The sequence below is a fragment of the Corynebacterium lowii genome (assembly GCF_001412085.1).
Classification (GTDB): domain Bacteria; phylum Actinomycetota; class Actinomycetes; order Mycobacteriales; family Mycobacteriaceae; genus Corynebacterium; species Corynebacterium lowii.
Window position 1 is genome coordinate 1 of record NZ_LKEV01000006.1, and the last position, 18136, is coordinate 18136.

20 protein-coding genes are annotated in these 18136 nt (G+C 62.8%); 19 read left to right on the forward strand and 1 reads right to left on the reverse strand.

Annotation, left to right across the window (positions count from 1 at the left end; translation table 11 throughout):
* Positions 1–148: 148 nt before the first annotated feature.
* From Clow_RS08695 to der, 19 genes are all read left to right on the forward strand, one after another.
* Positions 149–910, forward strand: coding sequence for a tetratricopeptide repeat protein (locus tag Clow_RS08695; protein WP_245625740.1), 762 nt, complete (start codon positions 149–151; stop codon positions 908–910).
* The gene (locus tag Clow_RS08700; RefSeq protein ID WP_055178401.1) at positions 907–1812 is read left to right on the forward strand and encodes an HAD-IIA family hydrolase; all 906 of its coding nucleotides are present in this window, start codon (positions 907–909) and stop codon (positions 1810–1812) included. Before Clow_RS08695 ends, Clow_RS08700 begins: the two co-directional genes overlap by 4 nt.
* Positions 1809–1943 carry a hypothetical protein gene (locus Clow_RS12175; RefSeq protein ID WP_281175676.1) on the forward strand — a complete coding sequence of 45 codons (135 nt, stop codon included), beginning with the start codon at positions 1809–1811 and terminating at the stop codon, positions 1941–1943. Before Clow_RS08700 ends, Clow_RS12175 begins: the two co-directional genes overlap by 4 nt.
* Complete coding sequence (locus Clow_RS08705) at positions 1943–2731, forward strand: TlyA family RNA methyltransferase (RefSeq protein WP_055178402.1); 789 nt, start codon at positions 1943–1945, stop codon at positions 2729–2731. The genes Clow_RS12175 and Clow_RS08705 overlap by 1 nt, the downstream gene beginning before the upstream one ends.
* Positions 2728–3564 (forward strand): NAD kinase, encoded by an 837-nt coding sequence (locus tag Clow_RS08710; protein WP_055178403.1) that lies wholly within the window; start codon positions 2728–2730, stop codon positions 3562–3564. Before Clow_RS08705 ends, Clow_RS08710 begins: the two co-directional genes overlap by 4 nt.
* Entirely contained in the window at positions 3554–5251 is a 1698-nt protein-coding gene (gene recN / locus Clow_RS08715; RefSeq protein ID WP_055178404.1) for a DNA repair protein RecN, read from the forward strand. The genes Clow_RS08710 and recN overlap by 11 nt, the downstream gene beginning before the upstream one ends.
* 8 nt (positions 5252–5259) lie before the next feature.
* Positions 5260–6435, forward strand: a complete 1176-nt coding sequence (steA, locus tag Clow_RS08720) for a putative cytokinetic ring protein SteA (RefSeq protein ID WP_055178405.1) — start codon at positions 5260–5262, stop codon at positions 6433–6435.
* A gap of 3 nt (positions 6436–6438) precedes the next feature.
* Complete coding sequence (locus Clow_RS08725) at positions 6439–7182, forward strand: copper transporter (protein ID WP_055178406.1); 744 nt, start codon at positions 6439–6441, stop codon at positions 7180–7182.
* A 6-nt stretch (positions 7183–7188) separates the two neighbouring features.
* Positions 7189–8778 (forward strand): CTP synthase, encoded by a 1590-nt coding sequence (locus Clow_RS08730; RefSeq protein WP_055178407.1) that lies wholly within the window; start codon positions 7189–7191, stop codon positions 8776–8778.
* On the forward strand, positions 8766–9371 hold the full coding sequence (locus Clow_RS08735) for an NUDIX domain-containing protein (RefSeq protein ID WP_055178408.1): 606 nt from the start codon (positions 8766–8768) through the stop codon (positions 9369–9371). The genes Clow_RS08730 and Clow_RS08735 overlap by 13 nt, the downstream gene beginning before the upstream one ends.
* Positions 9346–10206: a site-specific tyrosine recombinase XerD gene (gene xerD / locus Clow_RS08740; RefSeq protein WP_055178409.1), complete on the forward strand. Its 861-nt coding sequence runs from the start codon at positions 9346–9348 to the stop codon at positions 10204–10206. Before Clow_RS08735 ends, xerD begins: the two co-directional genes overlap by 26 nt.
* 144 nt (positions 10207–10350) lie before the next feature.
* On the forward strand, positions 10351–11082 hold the full coding sequence (locus tag Clow_RS08745; protein WP_156334828.1) for a hypothetical protein: 732 nt from the start codon (positions 10351–10353) through the stop codon (positions 11080–11082).
* Complete coding sequence (locus Clow_RS08750; RefSeq protein WP_055178411.1) at positions 11082–11522, forward strand: hypothetical protein; 441 nt, start codon at positions 11082–11084, stop codon at positions 11520–11522. Before Clow_RS08745 ends, Clow_RS08750 begins: the two co-directional genes overlap by 1 nt.
* A 233-nt stretch (positions 11523–11755) precedes the next feature.
* On the forward strand, positions 11756–12607 hold the full coding sequence (locus tag Clow_RS08755; protein ID WP_055178412.1) for a ParA family protein: 852 nt from the start codon (positions 11756–11758) through the stop codon (positions 12605–12607).
* On the forward strand, positions 12594–13379 hold the full coding sequence (locus Clow_RS08760) for a segregation and condensation protein A (protein WP_055178413.1): 786 nt from the start codon (positions 12594–12596) through the stop codon (positions 13377–13379). Before Clow_RS08755 ends, Clow_RS08760 begins: the two co-directional genes overlap by 14 nt.
* 14 nt (positions 13380–13393) lie before the next feature.
* A complete protein-coding gene (locus Clow_RS12085; protein ID WP_245625741.1) occupies positions 13394–13963 on the forward strand; it encodes a sulfurtransferase in 570 nt (189 codons plus the stop codon).
* On the forward strand, positions 13960–14481 hold the full coding sequence (scpB, locus tag Clow_RS08770; RefSeq protein ID WP_156334830.1) for an SMC-Scp complex subunit ScpB: 522 nt from the start codon (positions 13960–13962) through the stop codon (positions 14479–14481). The genes Clow_RS12085 and scpB overlap by 4 nt, the downstream gene beginning before the upstream one ends.
* A 47-nt stretch (positions 14482–14528) precedes the next feature.
* On the forward strand, positions 14529–15350 hold the full coding sequence (locus tag Clow_RS08775) for a pseudouridine synthase (protein WP_082418618.1): 822 nt from the start codon (positions 14529–14531) through the stop codon (positions 15348–15350).
* A complete protein-coding gene (gene der / locus Clow_RS08780) occupies positions 15347–17326 on the forward strand; it encodes a ribosome biogenesis GTPase Der (RefSeq protein ID WP_055178417.1) in 1980 nt (659 codons plus the stop codon). Before Clow_RS08775 ends, der begins: the two co-directional genes overlap by 4 nt.
* Here the strand turns inward: der and Clow_RS08785 are convergent.
* A complete protein-coding gene (locus Clow_RS08785) occupies positions 17263–18042 on the reverse strand; it encodes a class I SAM-dependent methyltransferase (RefSeq protein WP_082418619.1) in 780 nt (259 codons plus the stop codon). The genes der and Clow_RS08785 overlap by 64 nt on opposite strands.
* Positions 18043–18136: the final 94 nt, after the last annotated feature.

Below are 18136 nucleotides of genomic sequence, written 5' to 3' on the forward strand. Positions count from 1 at the left end.
TAGCTAAGCCCATTTCATGCTGATGGTACTGCATTCGTTGGGGTGTGGGAGAGTAGGTTGCCGCCAACACTAAAACTTCATCAAAAATTAGAGGGAGGGTAGGGTCACACCTACCCTCCCTTCTTTGTGTCTAGGTATAATTTTTCTCGTGGAAAGGCAGCATATGAATCGAGAGCGTCGGCATTCTCAGCGCGCCGGTAGCCGGAATAGCACGAATCCTCAGCGATCTGGTTTCCGCGAGGAGCGTGCGAAGAATCGGGATAATGAGCCGGAGTTGCCGGAGGATATTAATATCCGCGACCTCGATCCTATGGTGCTCCAAGATCTTCGCGTCCTCTCTAAGCAGAACGCAGAGAGCGTAGCCAAGCACATGATTATGGCGGCGACTTTGATGGATGAGGACCCTCAGTTGGCCCTGCGCCATGCCCGCGCGGCTAAGAACCGCGCAGGTCGGGTGGCCGTGGCTCGGGAGACCAATGGCATTGCCGCCTACCGAGCAGGAGAGTGGAAAGAAGCGCTCTCGGAGTTGCGCGCGGCGCGCCGCATGAGTGGTGGCCCGGGCCTCTTGGCTCTCATGGCGGATGCAGAGCGCGGCCTGGGGCGTCCGCTCAAGGCTATCGAGATTGGCCGTTCGGAAGAGGCCACGCAGCTCGATCCCGAGTCCGCCGTTGAGCTTGCTATCGTCCTGGCGGGGGCTCGCCAGGATTTGGAGCAGTTCGATGCTGCGGTGTTGACCTTAGAACGGGTACAGCCCTCTTTGGAGGCCACGGGCCTGAGCGCGGCGCGTTTGGATTATGCCTATGCCGATGCCCTAGTAGCGGCGGGGCGTGAAGAAGAGGCAAAGCCCTGGTTCCAGCGCGTGGTGGAATTGGATACCGAGGGCTTCTTTGATGCCCAGGAGCGGTTATGAGCCTGGCACAGGAATACGATGCCCTGCTTTTCGATCTCGATGGCACCGTATGGCACGGCGATACTCCGATTCCGGGGGCAGCAGCGGCATTACGGGGCCTTGACCCCATCTATCTGACCAATAACGCATCCAAAGCCCCCGAGGAAGTCCAGCGCAAACTGGCTTCGATGGGCCTGCCCACGGGCACGGTGCTTACCTCGGCACAGGCGGCGATCTCCCTGGCCCAAGAGCTCGTTCCGGGAGCCTCCGCGCTGATCCTGGGTGCAGCATCCTTCCGTAACCTTGCAGAACAAGCGGGCCTGCGGGTCGTCGATAGTGCTGATGATAACCCGCAGGTGGTGCTGCACGGCCATAACCCGGAGACGGGTTGGGCGGAGCTATCTGAGGCGGCCTTGGCGATTGCGCGGGGCGCGCGCTATATCGCCTCGAATCGGGATACCTCCCTGCCCTCGGAGCGGGGCTTTTTGGTGGGCAATGGCTCGATGGTCGCGGCGGTGGAGTCCGCTACAGGGGTGCGGGCGGTATCGGCGGGTAAGCCGGAGACGCGCATGTTTGAACAAGCCGCACAAAGCGCTCGGAAGCCGTTGGTCATCGGTGATCGCCTGGATACCGACATCGCCGGGGGAGTGGCCGCTGGCATGGATACCTTGCACGTGCTCACCGGCGTATCCACGGCGCAGGATCTCTTCATCGCACCCCCGGAGCAGCGCCCCACCTATGTGGCCCCGGACCTGAGCGGTCTGCACGAGGAACCGCAGAGTCTACGTCCTGGTCCACAAGGTAATTTCCGAGTCCGCCGCGAGGGCACCAGGATCATCGTGGAGGGCGAGGGCACGGAGCACCAACGCCTTCTCACCCTCCTTCCGGTGGCCTGGGAGGGGCCGTTTACCGAGATTCTATGAACCCGGAGGAACTGGCGGAGCGCCTGGCTGAGGTCTTGTCCCAGCCCACGGATACGCTGGGGGAGGAAGTGGATATTCTAGAGCAGGCCCATGAGGTTTTGCAGGGTGCCCTCAAAAGGAAGGAAGGCTGATGCGCAGAAGGCTGGACGCGGAACTGGTGCGCCGCAAGATTGCCCGCTCGCGGGAGCAGGCGGTGGACATGATTCGTTCCGGCCGCGTGGTAGTAGGGGGATTCCCTGCGCTGAAACCAGCCACCGTGGTGGAAGAGGGGGCGTCGATACGCGTGGAGGCTGCGGAGGAGGATACCTGGGCCTCGCGCGGGGCGCATAAGCTCATCGGGGCTCTCGACGCCTTTGGGGTCAGCCCCGAGGGGAAGCGCGTGCTTGACGCCGGAGCCTCCACGGGTGGTTTTACCGATGTGCTGCTGCGCCGAGGCGCGCGCGAGGTGGTGGCCGTGGATGTGGGATATGGTCAACTTCTCTGGCGGCTGCAAAACGATCCTCGCGTGCAGGTGCATGACCGCACTAATGTCCGCTCCCTCACCCCGGAGCAGATCGGTGGACCCTGCGAAATGATGGTGGGAGACCTTTCCTTTATCTCCCTGCGTCTGGTGTTGCCGGCCCTGGCCCAGTGCGTTACCGGGGACCTCTTTCCGATGGTGAAGCCCCAATTCGAGGTGGGCAAGGAGCGCCTGGGCAGCGGCGGTGTGGTGCGCAGCGCGGCCCTGCGCGCGGAGGTCACCGAGCAGGTGGCCCTGGAGGCTCAGGAACTGGGCCTGGGGTTGCGTCAGGTGGTGGCCTCGCCACTGCCGGGTCCGCAGGGCAACGTGGAGTTTTTCCTGTGGCTGACCAAGGGAGCACCGCCCGCACAAGACGTCGCCGCGATGGTGGCCAAGGCAGTAGAGGAGGGCCCGCAATGAGCCGCGAGGTGCTATTGGTTCCGCCGATGGGCGATAACGTGGAGGCCGCGGGCCGAGCCGCAGAACTCCTGGCTGCGGGGAATATCACCGTGCGGCCGCCCAGCGCCGGGGTGAGCCCGAGCGTGGAGTTGGTGCTCGTCCTGGGTGGCGATGGTACTTTCCTGCGTGCAGCGGATCTCGCCCATGAGGCCGATCTCCCGGTGCTGGGCATCAATCTCGGCCACGTGGGCTTCCTGGCGGAATGGGAGGCGGAGTCGCTGGAAGAGGCCGTGGGGAAGGTGATTGACCGCGACTATCGGGTGGAAGATCGCATGACCATCGACGCCACCGTGCTCTCCGAATCGCTGGCCCCCATCGCTCAGGGGTGGGCGCTCAACGAGGTGAGCATTGAGAATGTGCATCGGCACGGAGTACTGGATGCCAGCCTGGAGGTGGATGGGCGCCCGGTGAGTTCCTTCGGCTGTGATGGCGTGCTTATCTCTACCCCCACGGGTTCCACGGCCTATGCCTTTTCCGCCGGGGGGCCGGTGCTGTGGCCGGAGCTTGACGCCATCCTCGTGGTTCCCAATAATGCCCACGCGCTCTTTACCAAACCCCTGGTGATGAGCCCCCATTCCACCGCGGCGGTGGAATCCCTTTCCCCGGCGCGGGTGGTGATGGACGGTTTCCGCGAGGTCACCATGCCCGCCGGTTCCAGGGTGGAGGTGGCCAAGGGCAAGCGCCCGGTGCGCTGGGTGCGGCTCGACGATTCCCCCTTTGCCGATCGCTTGGTATCCAAACTCGATCTGCCGGTGCAGGGGTGGCGTGGTAGGAAGGATAACCATGCTGGCTGAACTCACCATTGAGAACCTCGGCGTGATTCCCCGCGCCACCACGGAGCTCAGCACGGGGCTCACGGTGCTCACGGGTGAAACGGGCGCGGGAAAAACAATGGTGGTTACCGGCCTGCGCCTGCTCACCGGAGGGCGTGCTGACGCCTCCCGTATCCGCAACGGCGCCACCAAAGCGGTGGTGGAGGGACGTTTTCTCGCGGGGTCTCATTCGGCGGACATAGTAGAGGAAGCGGGCGGGGAGCCCGACGAGAACGGTGAGTTCATCGCCTCGCGGACCGTATCGAGCAATGGGCGTTCCCGTGCTCACCTGGGCGGACGCTCGGTTCCAGCGGCCACCTTGGCGTCGTTTAGCCAGGGTTTGCTCACGATCCACGGGCAGAACGATCAACTGCGGCTGCGTTCCCCGGAGCAGCAGCGGGAAGCCCTAGATAGGTACGCTCAACTGGACCTGGAGGAATACCGCGCTGCTTATCAGCAGTGGCGGGAATTAGAGCGTGACCTGCGCCGTCGCACCCAATCGCGGCGCGAATTGGCTCAGGAGGCTGACCGCTTAGAGTTTGCTCTCAAAGAAATCGACGAGGTAGATCCGCAGCCGGGGGAAGAAACCGAACTTCTGGCGCTGGTGCGGCGCTTGCAGGACGTCGATAGCTTGCGGGAACAGGCCACCACGGCGCTGGCGGCTATCGACGGCGCGGAGGCCTTCGGGGAGACCGACGAGGCCGATCCCGCCTCTACTCTTTTGGGTCGGGCGGCCAGCGCGCTCACGGGGGACCCCGTGCTGGAAGAACTCGGCCAGCGGCTCGACGCGATTACTTCCAGCCTTGGGGAGATCACGGCGGAATTAGGCGCTTTTCTCTCCGAACTCCCTACCGATCCCGAGGCCCTGGAAAAGGCCTTGCAGCGCCAGTACCAGCTTAAAAGCCTCACTCGGAAGTACGCCCCGGACATTGAGGGGGTGATTGCCTGGCGGGACAAGGCGCGCGAAAAACTCTCCCGCATGGATACCTCCACGGAGGCGCTGGCGGAACTCAAGAAGAAAACGCAGGCCGCGTATCGGTGCGTGCATACTCAGGGCGAAAAACTGAGCAAGGAGCGGCACCGAGCCGCCACCGAACTCGGTGCCAGCGTGTCTGAGGAACTACACGGTCTGGCGATGCCGAAGGCGCAACTCATCGTGGATATTCACAAGGGCGAGCCCGGCCCCTATGGCCTGGACGAGGTATCCCTGCTGCTGGCCGCCAACCCCGAAGCCCCCGCTCGCCCGCTCGATGCCGCGGCCTCTGGCGGCGAACTATCCCGCGTGATGTTGGCCTTGGAGGTGGTGCTGGCCGGGGTGTCTCCCGGGACCACCTTAGTATTCGATGAGGTGGACGCCGGAGTGGGGGGCCGCGCCGCGATGGAGATTGGGAAGCGTCTTTCCCGCCTGGCGCAGCACAACCAGGTCATTGCCGTGACTCACCTGCCCCAGGTGGCGGCCTATGCGGATACGCACCTGCACGTGGCCAAGGACGATACCGTGACCTCGGAGGTGCAGAGCCTCACCGGGCAGCGCCGGGTGGAAGAACTCGCCCGTATGCTCGCGGGCTTGGTGGACGCCACCGGCCTGGCCCATGCCGCGGAACTCTTGGAGCGAGCCCAGGAGTTTTCCCGCGCGCCTTCACCACTTGGGGAAGAGAACGCGCAATGATGTGACACATGAGTCTGTTCTCCCGCAAAGACGATCTCCCCGGTAGACACGGGGTGCTGCGCGATTGCACCCCGCAGGGTAAGGGCCTGAAGCGCTTTTCCCAGGGGGACATCGCCATTATTGATGCCTCGGATATTTCGCGCCGCCTTGCGCAGGACCTCATCGACCTTCGCCCCGCTGCCGTGGTGAATAAGTCCGCCTTTAGCACCGGGGCCGTGCCCAACTTCGGGCCCACCATGCTGCTCGATGCCTCCATTACGCTCATTGATTCCGCTGGCCCCCTCGGTGGGCTGCGCGATGGCAAGAAGGGACGCGTCACTGAGGAAGGCGGCGTATACCACGGGGAGAAGCACCTGGGCGACGGGCGCGTGCTCGACCGTAAGGAGACGGAAAAGGCCTTTAACGAGGCCCAGCAATCCCTGGTGGAGCGCATGGAGGCCTACTTTGGCAACACCGTGGAGTTCATTAACTCCGAGGCTCCTTTGCTGGTGGATGGGTTGGGTATCCCCGATACCGGGGAGGAGATTCGCGGGCGCAAAACCCTCGTGGTCAGCCCCGGGGCACGGCACCGCGAGCAAGTCGAAGCCCTGCGCTACTTTATCCGCGAGTATGAGCCCTACATCGTGGGCGTGGAATCGGCCGCAGATACGTTGGTGGAGATGGGCTACCGCCCGCACCTCATCGTGGGTAACCCGGTCAATGTGGGAGCGGAAACGCTGCGCAGCGGAGCCCGCGTGGTGCTCCCCGCTGATGCCGATGGGCACGCCTCCGGCCTGGAGCGTATTCAAGACTTGGGAATTGGCGCCATGACCTTTCCGGCGGCCACCGATTCCGCCACGGACCTCGCCCTGCTCTTGGCGGAGTACCACGGGGCGGAACTCATCGTGAATGCCGGTGCCCCGCTGAACCTCGACGGCATGTTCGCGGGTCAGCACAAGCCCGCGGCCCTGGTAACCCGCGCCAAGGTGGGCACCAAACTCGTTGATGCCGATGCTATGGCTAACCTCTATATCGTCCCCGCCAGTGGAGGAATCGCCTGGCTGTGGGCGATTCTCGGAGTGCTGGTAGCCTGCGCCGCCATCGTGCTCATCGCTGGGTTGGGAGGCTCGGGGAGCTTTAACGATAACCTCATCGACACCTGGAATAACCTGGCACTCACCGTCCAGGGCTGGTTTAAGGAGTAACGCATGGCAAAGTCAGGATTGGTCATCGCGGGCTTGGGGTTCGGCATTGCCATCGGCTCGGCCTTGGGTGCCTTCGTGCTCGCCCCGGTGGACCACAGCGATGAGGAGGCCGTGGCCCGTGCCGAAGAGGCCGCCGCACACAGCGCCGAGGAGGCGGATTCCTCCGATAGCGTGGTGGGCAACCTCGCCCCCCGCGCTCTTTCCGGCACCCTGGACCAGCGCCCCGTGCTGATTTTCGCCACGGCCGATGCCGCGGATCGGGTTTCCTCCGTGCGGCACTGGCTCAATCAGGCCGGGGCTATCGACGCCGGGCAGATCACCCTGGAACCGCGCTTTACCGAGCAAGATGGGGCCGATAGCCTCAAAACCATCGTGACGAACACGCTCCCGGCCGGTGCTCAACTCTCCGAGAACAAACTAGACCCCGGCACCCACGCGGGCGAGGCCCTGGGCTCCGCCCTCATGCTGGGGCCGGAAGGCACACCACAGGCCACGGAGGAGGAGCGCGCTAACCTGCTCATCGCCCTGCGCGATGCCGGTTTTATTTCCTATGCCAGCGGCACGATCCTTCCTGCTCAGGGAATCGTGGTTCTCAGCGGAGACGATGAGGGTTTTGCCAAGGTGAGCCTGGATAACTTCGCTGAGGCCCTGGATACCAGGGGCAGTGCCGTGGTTCCGGCTCGGGAGGTAGATCGGGTTTCTGAGCAGGTCAGCGTGGTATTACAGCTGCGGGATGTGTTAAACTGAGGTTCCGTGAAAACGGCCACTAAGTACATTTTTGTTACCGGAGGCGTCGTCTCCTCTTTGGGGAAGGGCTTGACGGCCGCCAGTCTGGGGCAGCTTCTCACCGCTCGCGGCCTTTCGGTGACGATGCAAAAGCTCGATCCCTACCTCAACGTGGATCCGGGCACCATGAACCCCTTTGAGCACGGGGAAGTCTTTGTCACCGAGGACGGGGCGGAAACCGACCTCGATCTCGGCCACTACGAGCGTTTCCTGGATAGGAACCTCACGGCCAAGGCCAATGTGACCACCGGCAAGGTCTATTCCACCGTTATTGCCAAGGAACGCCGCGGGGAATATCTGGGCAAGACGGTCCAGGTGATTCCGCATATCACCGATGAGATTAAGTCTCGTATTCTGGCGATGGGGGAGGAAGCCGATGTGGTGATCTCCGAGATCGGCGGCACGGTGGGAGATATTGAATCCCAGCCCTTCCTGGAAGCCGTGCGGCAGGTGCGCCACGAGGTAGGCCGGGAAAATATCTTCTTCATTCACGTTTCCCTGGTGCCCTACCTGGCTCCCTCTGGGGAACTTAAGACCAAACCCACCCAGCACTCCGTGGCGGAATTGCGCTCCATCGGTATCGTGCCCGATGCCCTCGTGCTGCGCTGCGACCGCGAGGTTCCGCCCGCGCTCAAGAGCAAGATTGCCCTGATGTGCGATGTGGACGAGGAGGGCGTGATTTCCTGCGCGGACTCCGCCTCCATCTACAACATTCCCGAGGTGCTTTATAAGGAACACCTCGATACCTTCCTCATTCGCCGCCTCGGTCTGCCCTTCCGGGACGTCGATTGGAGCACGTGGGCAGACCTGCTTGATCGGGTGCACCACCCCCAGGGCGAGATCACGGTGGGGATCGTGGGCAAGTACATCGACCTGCCTGACGCCTACCTTTCCGTGGTGGAGGCGATCCGCGCGGCGGCCTTTGCTCACCGGCTGCGGGCGAATATCAAATGGATACCGGCAGACGAGGGGACCGCAGCCCTCCGGGATTGCGATGCTGCCGTGATCCCCGGAGGCTTCGGGGTGCGCGGCATCGAGGGCAAGATCGAGGCCGTGTGCTACGCGCGGGAGAATAACCTGCCGCTGCTGGGTATTTGCCTGGGCCTGCAATGCGTGGTGATCGAGGCCGCCCGCAGCGTGGGAATCGAGCAGGCCTCCTCCACGGAGTTCGCCCCCGAAACCCCGGCCCCCGTCATCGCCACGATGGCGGAACAAGAGGAGATCGTAGCGGGCCACGCCGACTTCGGCGGCACTATGCGCCTGGGGGCTTATCCGGCGCGTCTCAAGGAGGATTCCGTGGTGGCGGGCCTTTATGGAACCACTGAGGTATCCGAGCGGCACCGGCACCGCTTTGAGGTCAATAACGCCTACCGCGAACAAATCGAGAAGTCCGGCCTGGTCTTTTCCGGCACCTCCCCGGACGGCAACCTCGTGGAGTTCGTGGAGTACCCCGATCACCCCTTCCTCGTGGCCACACAGGCGCACCCGGAGTACAAGTCCCGCCCCACAAAGGCCCACCCCCTCTTTGAAGGACTCATCGCCGCGTGTATCAAGTAACGCAGAGCACCCTGCTTATCGACGCCCCGATTATCGCCGTGCGGCGCGATAGCGTCACCATGCCCGGCGGCAACACCGCCAACCGCGAGGTCGTAGAGCACTTTGGCGCCGCCGCCGTGGTGGCCTTCGACGGTTCGCGCATTGCGTTGGTGAATCAGTACCGGCACCCCCTGGGGCAACGCCTCTGGGAGCTCCCCGCGGGTTTGCTCGACGTCGCCGGTGAGAGCGCCTTGGAGGCTGCCCGCCGCGAACTCCATGAGGAGGCTGGGCTCCGCGCAGGCACCTGGGCCATGCTTCTCGACGTCGCGGTGAGCCCCGGTATCAGCGACGAGGTGACCCGCGTATTCCTGGCCACCGATCTCAGCGAGGTGGAACGCCCCGAGGCCCACGATGAGGAGGCCGATATGAAATTGGCCTGGGTGCCACTCTCCGAGGCAAAGGAGATGGTGCTGCGCGGGGAGATCATCAACTCCGTGGCGATTGCCGGAATCTTTGCGGCTACCGAGGCAACGCGCCCCGCCGATACCCCCTTTGAATTGCGCCCGCAGGCCCTGGCGAGGAGACGCCGTGGATCTGGCACAGATCTGGCTTAATCACCTGGCGGTGGAGCGGGGCCTTAGTGCTAATACGTTGAGCAACTATCGCCGGGACCTTTACCGTTACCTCGACTGGCTGGATAAGCCCCTCGACGCCGTGACCAAGGGCGATATTGAGGCCTACGTAGCCGATATTCAACGCGGTGGGCTTTCGGCCACCTCGACGGGCCGCGCCCTGGTGGTGGTGCGCGGATTCCACCGCTTTGCCGTGGAGGAGGGGGCGCTTAGCGTGGACGTGGCGCGGGAGGTTTCCCCGCCCTCTACGGGCCAACACCTGCCGGATGTGTGGAGCATTGAGGAGGTCGGTGCGCTGCTGGATTCCATTCCCTCCGAGACCCCCATTGACCTGCGTGACCGCGCGCTGCTCGAATTGCTGTACGCCACGGGTGCGCGTATCTCGGAGATCGTGGCGCTCAACGTGGACGATATGGGCGACGTCCTCATACTCACGGGTAAGGGTTCCAAGCAACGCATGGTGCCGGTGGGGGGTGCCGCCTTGCGCGCGGTAGAGGCGTATCTGGTTCGGGGCCGTCCCACACTGAGCAAGGGGCGCAGCCACGCTCTGCTGCTCAATCAGCGTGGGGGAGCGCTTTCCCGCCAGAGCAGTTGGGCGGTTCTCAAAGGTCGGGCCGAGGCCGCGGGCATGACCAAGCACATTTCCCCGCATACGCTGAGGCACAGTTTTGCCACCCACCTGCTCGAAGGCGGGGCCGATGTGCGCGTGGTGCAAGAACTCCTAGGGCACTCCTCGGTGACCACCACGCAGATTTATACCCACGTCACCGCGGATAGCCTGCGCACAGCCTGGCGGCAGGCGCACCCTCGGGCCTAGCTGCTCCGTCCCTTCCGGGGAGGCGCGGAGGAGCCGGTAGCGGTTGGGGCGTTTGACCTCCATAGGGTTTGAAGTAATGATAGACGCCACGGCTATATAGTTATGTGATGTTTCTTTCATCTGAACCGGGTTTCATTCTCTAGTATGCGCGCACAAGTAATTTTCTTCTCCCTGCTTTTCACGGCAGGCATGTGGATGTCCAAGGTCGCACAGCCCCTGTACTTTGAAGGCCGGGGTGCGATGATCGCATTTGGGGTCGGCTATGCAGTGATGGCCGTCGTTGGTGGGTTTTCCTTTGCTTGGGGATACTTGGCTGATCGCCTAGGTGGTTTCAACGCCGTGAGGCTGGGTGCTTTCGTATATGCCCTTGGTCTTGGCGGAAGGATTTTTACGGATCTTGTCCCGTCGGTGATCTTCTCGGCTATCGCGGGGGCTGGGGCTTCGCTCGCACTCGTGGGTATTCGCCCGTGGATTCGTTCAAGGGTCGCTGACGAGGAGATTCCCAAGATCGTGGCCTCGCGTAGTTTGGGGAATCAGTCTGGCGTATTCGTGGGAACGCTAGGGGCGGCGCTGATCTTTGCGCTGGCCAGCCAGGCGGAGGCAGGCCAGCGGACCGCGCTCTTGATGGCTCCGTTCCTTGTAATGCTTGCGGTTGCGTGGATTTCTTTTGCGGGTCGTTCGGCTCGATACGCTGTTCCCGCGAAAAATAATGATGTGGTGCACGATAAGGCCGCTACGCGAGTGCTGGTGGTTAAACTTGCGGTTCTTGGGGTTCTTTCTGGTTTCTATGTGAGCTTGGTTGCCCCTTATATACCGGTGATTTTCACGAGGGCTGGTTTAACGGATGCGCGGGGGCTTCCGTTGCTATTTCTGTGATGAGCCTTTCGCAAATCGCCGCAACGGCCGTGATGGCAAAGGTGGGGACCTCTGAGCGTCCGTACCGTCTTTTTGTGGTTTCGGAGAGCGCTACGGCCCTGCTGACTTTGCTTGCGGCTGGGATTCTACAGCTGCCTGCTGTGGTGGTGGTTGCCGTGTTTGTGGCAAGATCGGCGTTTCTTGCCTTGGCTGCTACCGCTGAGGAGACGATTCAATTTTCGGTGATTCCCGCCGCTGCCGTTGGTTTTGTTTTCGGGGCTTCTCAGACCGCTTTTCTCGTTGGCGATGCTCTAGGTGGCGTGGTGGGAGCAGTGTTGTGGAACTCCGCGGGGCCGTGGGAGCTTCTTCTTATTGCGGGAGTTGTTACGGGGATCAATGCCTTCTTGCTCCCGCTTCTGCTGAGGCAAAGATCTGCTGTTGCCTCATCGTGGGCGGAATAGTGTGTTGGTTTTAAAGGCTGGCGCAACGGCTCAGTTTTGATTATCACTGTGCGAGCTGCGGGGTTGGTGTGGTCTAGGCACGTACTTGCTTAGAGCCCTATAGACAAGAAATAGGCGGAGGGAAAGCACATGCTTTAGTCAAGCCTGCTCCCTTGTTTCTGTGGTGGCGGGGCGAAGGCTGTACGCTTAGGAGTGAAATAACACCGGTGTAGTTTCCAGTCAAGGAAGTGGGTATGACTGTGGGTGATGTTGAGTCCGTAGGGCTCACCGGGCGGCCGCTGCGTGAGCTTCCCGAGCCTGCTCCATTGGCTCAGCATGGGCCGGCCACGATTGTGGCAATCTGCAACCAGAAGGGCGGGGTGGGTAAGACTACCTCGACGATCAACCTGGGGGCTTGCCTGGCGGAATTGGGCCGTAAAGTCCTGCTCGTTGACCTAGACCCGCAGGGCGCACTCTCGGCGGGCCTGGGAGTGGCCCACGAGGAACTGGACATCACGGTGTACAACCTCTTGGTGGATAACCACGCGAGTATCCATAGCGCGCTGCACCGCACGAGCGTGCCCGGCATGGACCTGGTGCCCGCGAATATTGACCTTTCTGCCGCAGAGATTCAGCTGGTTAATGAGGTGGGCCGCGAGCAGACCCTGGCGCGGGTGCTGCGCCCGGTCATGCGTGATTATGACTTCATCATTCTGGATTGTCAGCCCTCCTTGGGGCTGCTCACCGTGAATGCTCTGGCCTGCGCCCACGGGGTGATTATCCCGATGGAGTGCGAGTACTTCTCGCTGCGCGGCCTGGCCTTACTCACGGACACGGTGGAGAAGGTGCGCGATCGCCTCAATTTTGATCTGGACATTATGGGAATCCTGGTCACGATGTTTGATCGCCGCACGAGCCATGCCCGCGAGGTGATGTCGCGGGTGGTGGAGGTCTTTGGCGATAAGGTCTTTGACTCCGTGATTACCCGCACGGTGCGTTTCCCCGAAACCTCCGTGGCGGGGGAGCCGATTATTTCTTGGGCGCCGCGCTCTCAGGGGGCCGAGCAGTACCGCGATTTGGCCAAGGAAGTCATTGAACGAGCGTGAGTTTCGGGTAGCCCTGGATAATTTCGAGGGCCCCTTTGATCTGCTGCTTCAGCTGATCTATGCCAAGAAGCTCAACGTCACCGAGGTGGCCCTGGCGGAGGTAACGGATGAGTTCATTTCTTATACCCGTTTGCTGGGGGAACAAGCGGAATTGGAGGAAACCACGGAGTTTTTGGTGGTTGCCGCCACGCTCTTGGACCTCAAGGCCGCCAGATTGGTGCCCCGTGGTGAGGTAGATGATGAGGCGGATATTGAGTTGCTCTCCGCCAGGGATCTGCTCTTTGCCCGCCTTTTGCAGTATCGGGCCTATAAGAAGGTGGCTGATCTGCTGGCCCAGTGGCAGCGGGCGGCACAGCGGCGCTATCCCAGGGCAGTGGGCATGGAGGAGCGCTACGCGAAGTTATTGCCGCCGGTGCGGCTTCCGGAGCGGGAGCGCTTCGCGGAGATTGCCGCCGGGGTGTTTCGCCCCCGCCCGCCGGAGGAGGTGGGCACGGGTCATTTGCACCAGGTGGCGGTGTCCGTGCCGGAACAGGCCGGGCGCATCATGGATATGCTGCGGCTGGTGGGCATTGAGCAGTGGGTGACCTTTGCGGTGCTCACCAGGGATTGCGAGGTATCCATGCAGGCCGTGGGGAGATTTTTGGCTTTGCTGGAACTCTATAAGGCCAAGGCGGTGGAGGTGAATCAACCGGAGGCGCTTGGGGAACTCAATGTGGCCTGGACGGGGCTAGAGGTAGATCCCGCGGTGGTGGCTGCGGCCAATTGGGATTAAGTATCGTGGTGCGCATGGCAGCGATTATTGATGTGGAGCATTGCGCGGGACTGCGAAACAAGGCGGTGCTGCTCTATGCCACGGATAATCCAGGGGAGGGGATTCCCGGTTCCATCGCGGTGAACCTGGACGAGGGGGTTGATTTTGAGGCGCTGGGCATTAGCGACGACACCCCGGTCATCGTGTACGGGGAACTCGCGGCCGCCGTGTGGTGGATGGCAAAGGTGGCGGGGCTGAGCAACGTCGCCGTGCTCGACGGTGGACTAGCCGCCTGGGAGGGCTCGGGGAGGGCGTCGGGAGCCCTGGGCGAGCCGAAGAAACGCGGGACGATTAAAGCCGAGATGGCGATGGAGTACGTCGCGGAAAAGGCGGAATCCGATGGCTACGTGCACACCGTGGAGGTAGATGAGACCTTGGTGCGCGAGTTCGTCGATGAGCAGGGGTACTTTGCGGACGCGCGGGACGTGCTAGAAGCCAAGGCGGGGAGCGCACGCGCGCTGATTTTTGCGCGCGGCGAGCGGGCCTGCGTGGGGGCGCTCGTGGCCACCGTGGCGGGATATGGGGACGTGCGGGTGATTCCGTGAACGAACTGCGCTCCCAGATTGAGTCCATCTTGCTGGTGGTGGATACCCCGGTGACTCCGGCGGCGCTGGCGCGGGCCGTGGAGGCGGAGGAATCTGTTGTGGCCGATACTCTCAAAGGCATAGCAAAAGAGTTTGATGAGCGGGGATCGGGCTTTGACCTGCGGGAAAATACCGAGGGGTGGCGGCTTTATACCCGCCAGGCCAATGCCCCGGCGGTAGAGGCCTTTGTACTCGATGGCACCCAAACCCGGCTTTCGCGAGCGGCGCTGGAAACCCTGGCGGTGGTGGCCTACCGTCAGCCGGTCACGAGGGCGCAGGTATCGGCGGTGCGCGGAGTCAATGTGGACGGCGTGATGCGCACGCTCCAGCTGCGCGGACTCATCAAGGAAGCCGAGGCTCCCTATACCTATGCCACCACGGAGTTATTTCTAGAACTCATGGGCATGGACTCTTTGGATAGGTTGCCCGATCTCGCCCCGCTGCTCCCGGAACTCGATCATATTGATGAGGAGTTCTAGGGGTAGGATGACGAGCGCACAGTAAGCATATAAGGAAGGACGCATCTGTGAAGGACGAGCCCATCGAGCTCTCTTTTGCCCGCCCCGCGCGGCACCAAAACGTGAGCCTCAACGAGCGCCGCGAGAATCCCTCGGCGGGAGGAGTTCGCCTTCAGAAGGTCCTCGCCCAGGCAGGGGTGGCCTCGCGGCGGCACTCGGAAGTGCTGATCGACGCCGGGCGTGTGGAGGTCAATGGCAAGGTGGTAGATCGCCAGGGCATGCGCGTGGACCCGAACGTAGACATCATCCGCGTGGACGGAGTGCGCGTGAACGTCAACGAGGACACCGTGTACTTTGTGCTCAACAAGCCGCGCGGTATGCAATCGACCATGCACGACGACATGGGGCGGCCCTGCATCGGTGACATCGTGGGCGAGCGCGTGGCCGCAGGCAAGCGCCTTTTCCACGTGGGCAGGCTGGACGCCGATACCGAGGGCCTCATCATGCTGACCAATGACGGCGAATTAGCCAACCGCCTCATGCACCCCAAATACGAGATCACCAAGACCTACATGGCCACGGTGCTCGGAGAGGGCGATCGCGCGCTCGTTTCTACCTTGCGCAAGGGCTTGGAATTGGAGGATGGCCCGGCCAAGGTGGACTACGTCCAGGTGGTAGACGCCCACAACGGCCAGTCCATCATCCGCGTGGAACTTCACGAAGGGCGCAAGCACATCGTGCGTCGTCTGCTTAAGGCCGCCGGCTATCCCGTGCAGCGCCTGGTGCGCACCAAGATTCACACGGTGCAACTGGGGGAGCAGAAGCCGGGTTCCATGCGTGCATTGAATAGTTCTGAATTGGCTAGCTTGTACAAGGCGGTGGGAATGTGAGCGAGTTGATCGTAGCGGTGGACGGCCCCGCTGGGACGGGGAAATCAAGCACCTGCCGAGCTCTCGCGGAGAGGCTCGATGCCCTCTACGTGGATACCGGGGCAATGTATCGGGTGGCCACCCTGGCGGTGCTGCGCGCCGGGGTGGACCCGGCGGATACCCAGGCCGTGATCGAGGTGACCAAAGAGTTGCCCACCGAAGTCGATGAGGAGGCCATTCGCGGCCCGGAGGTTACCCAGCACGTTTCTGTGGTCTCGGCCATTCCCGAGGTGCGCCAAAACCTCGTGGCCCAGCAGCGCAAGATTGCTCTCGAGGCGGGCCGCGCGATCGTCGAGGGCCGGGACATCGGAACCGTGGTATTCCCCGACGCCCCGGTGAAGATCTACCTCACCGCCGACGCCGAGGTGCGCGCCCAGCGCCGCTATGAGCAGGACCTCGCCGCCGGGCGCGAGGTGGAGTACGAGGCCGTGCTGGCCGATGTGATTCGCCGCGATGAGGCCGATTCCACCCGCGAGGATTCCCCGCTGCGCCCCGCCGAGGACGCCGTGGTGGTGGATACCTCCCAGATGAGCCTGGAAGAGGTGATTGATAACCTCACCGGGCTCATCCTGGATAGCGAGATGGCCCTGGAATACGAGGATGACCACGAGAAGGAGGCCCTGTGCACGGTGGCCATCGTGGGGCGCCCCAACGTGGGCAAGTCCTCCCTGGTCAATCGCTTCCTGGGCCGCCGTGAGGCCGTGGTGGAGGATACCCCCGGCGTGACGCGCGACCGCGTGAGTTACCTCTCCGATTGGGCCGGGCAGCGCTTTTGGGTGCAAGATACCGGCGGCTGGGACCCCAACGTTAAGGGGATTCACGCCGCTATCGCGCGCCAGGCAGAGGCCGCGATGGAAACAGCTGATGTGATCGTCTTTGTGGTGGATTCCAAGGTGGGAATCACCGCCACCGATGAGGTGATGGCCCGGAAGTTGCAGCGCGCCGAGGTTCCGGTGCTGCTGGTGGCCAATAAGTTCGATTCCGATGCCCAATATGCCGATATTGCGGAGCTATACGCCCTCGGGCTGGGCGATCCCTTCCCCGTCTCCGCGCAGCACGGGCGCGGCGGTGCGGACGTGCTCGATAAGATCGTGGCCTCCTTCCCCGAGGAGCCCAAGGCGGCGTCGATCGTCTCTGGCCCGCGCCGCGTCGCGCTCGTCGGCAAGCCCAACGTGGGTAAATCCTCCCTGCTCAATAAGTTCACCGGGGAGGAACGCTCCGTGGTGGACAACGTGGCGGGCACTACCGTGGACCCCGTGGACTCCCTGGTGCAGCTGGACCAACACCTGTGGAAGTTCGTGGATACCGCGGGCCTGCGCAAGAAGGTACACACGGCGCGGGGCCATGAGTACTATGCCTCGCTGCGCACTCGCGGAGTGATCGACGCCGCGGAGGTGTGCGTCATGCTTATCGACGCCTCTGAGCCGATCTCCGAGCAGGACCAGCGAGTGCTGGGGATGATTCTGGACGCCGGTAAGGCGCTGGTGATCGGCATGAATAAGTGGGACCTCATGGACGAGGACCGCCGCTGGGAGCTCGACCGCGAGCTGGATTTGCAGCTGGCACACCTGCCCTGGGTGAGCCGCATCAATATCTCCGCCAAGACCGGGCGCGCCCTGCAAAAACTGGAACCGGCGATGTTGGAGGCCCTGGAGAGCTGGGATCAGCGCATTTCCACCGGGCGGTTGAATAACTGGCTGCGCGAGACCATAGCTAAGAATCCGCCGCCGATGAAGAATAACCGCCTGCCCAAGGTGCTCTTTGCTACCCAGGCGAGCACTCGGCCGCCGACCATCGTGCTCTTTACCACCGGCTTCCTGGACGCAGGCTATCGCCGCTACCTAGAGCGCAAGTTGCGCGAGGAGTTCGGCTTTCACGGTAGCCCGGTGCGCATCGCGGTGCGCGTGCGCGAGAGGACGAAAGCATCGCAGCGATAGGGAAGCGCTACTGAAGAGCCTTCCTGGTATCCCGAATGTTCGTAGAGATACCAGGAAAGGTTCTTTTCTATTTTGTTCCGAATGTGCGCGGGGGAGCGCAGCCAATAGGAACGGGTGCGCGCCAGGGCGATGATCTCCGGAGGGGTGAGGTGATCGGTCCACTGCGTGCGCAATTCCTGGGCGATGGTCCACGGGGCGGCGATGGCGGGCAGAAAACCGGGGCGCAGCACGTCCCCGGCGTGCATGATGCGGGTTAAGCGCAGTACCCAGGGGTCGGAGACGTCGATAGTATTCCAAGCGAGGAGCACCTGGCCTTTAGGCCGCACGATGCGGTCTAGCTCCGCGCAGGCTTGGGGGACGTCAACCCAATGCCGGGTCTGCGCGCAGGCGGCCGCGTCCACGCTGTGCTCGGCTAGGGCCGTGTGCTCGGCGGTGGCCTGCCAGGAGGGAGCGTAGCGAGAGGCAAGACGAATCATCTCCGCGCTGGGGTCGAGGGCCAATACCTCGTGGTGCTCGGCCAGGGCCTCGGTGAGCTTGCCGGTTCCTGCCCCGATGTCTACGACGCGCCGAAACCCGCGCAGGAGTTCGATGACCTCGGGCGGATAGCCGGGGCGGGCGTCGTGATAGGTGCGTGCTCCGGTGCGGAAAGCCTGGGCTGAGCCTAGACGCTGCTGCGCGTCGCGGAAGCGAGGCTGCTCTACTTGGGAAGGGCGCACGGATGGGGATACTAACAACAGGCCCGCCTTCTTGACCAGATTGCCCCAACAGATAAAGTTTCGGTTATGGTTAGCGGCGAGTCGAGCAATCTCG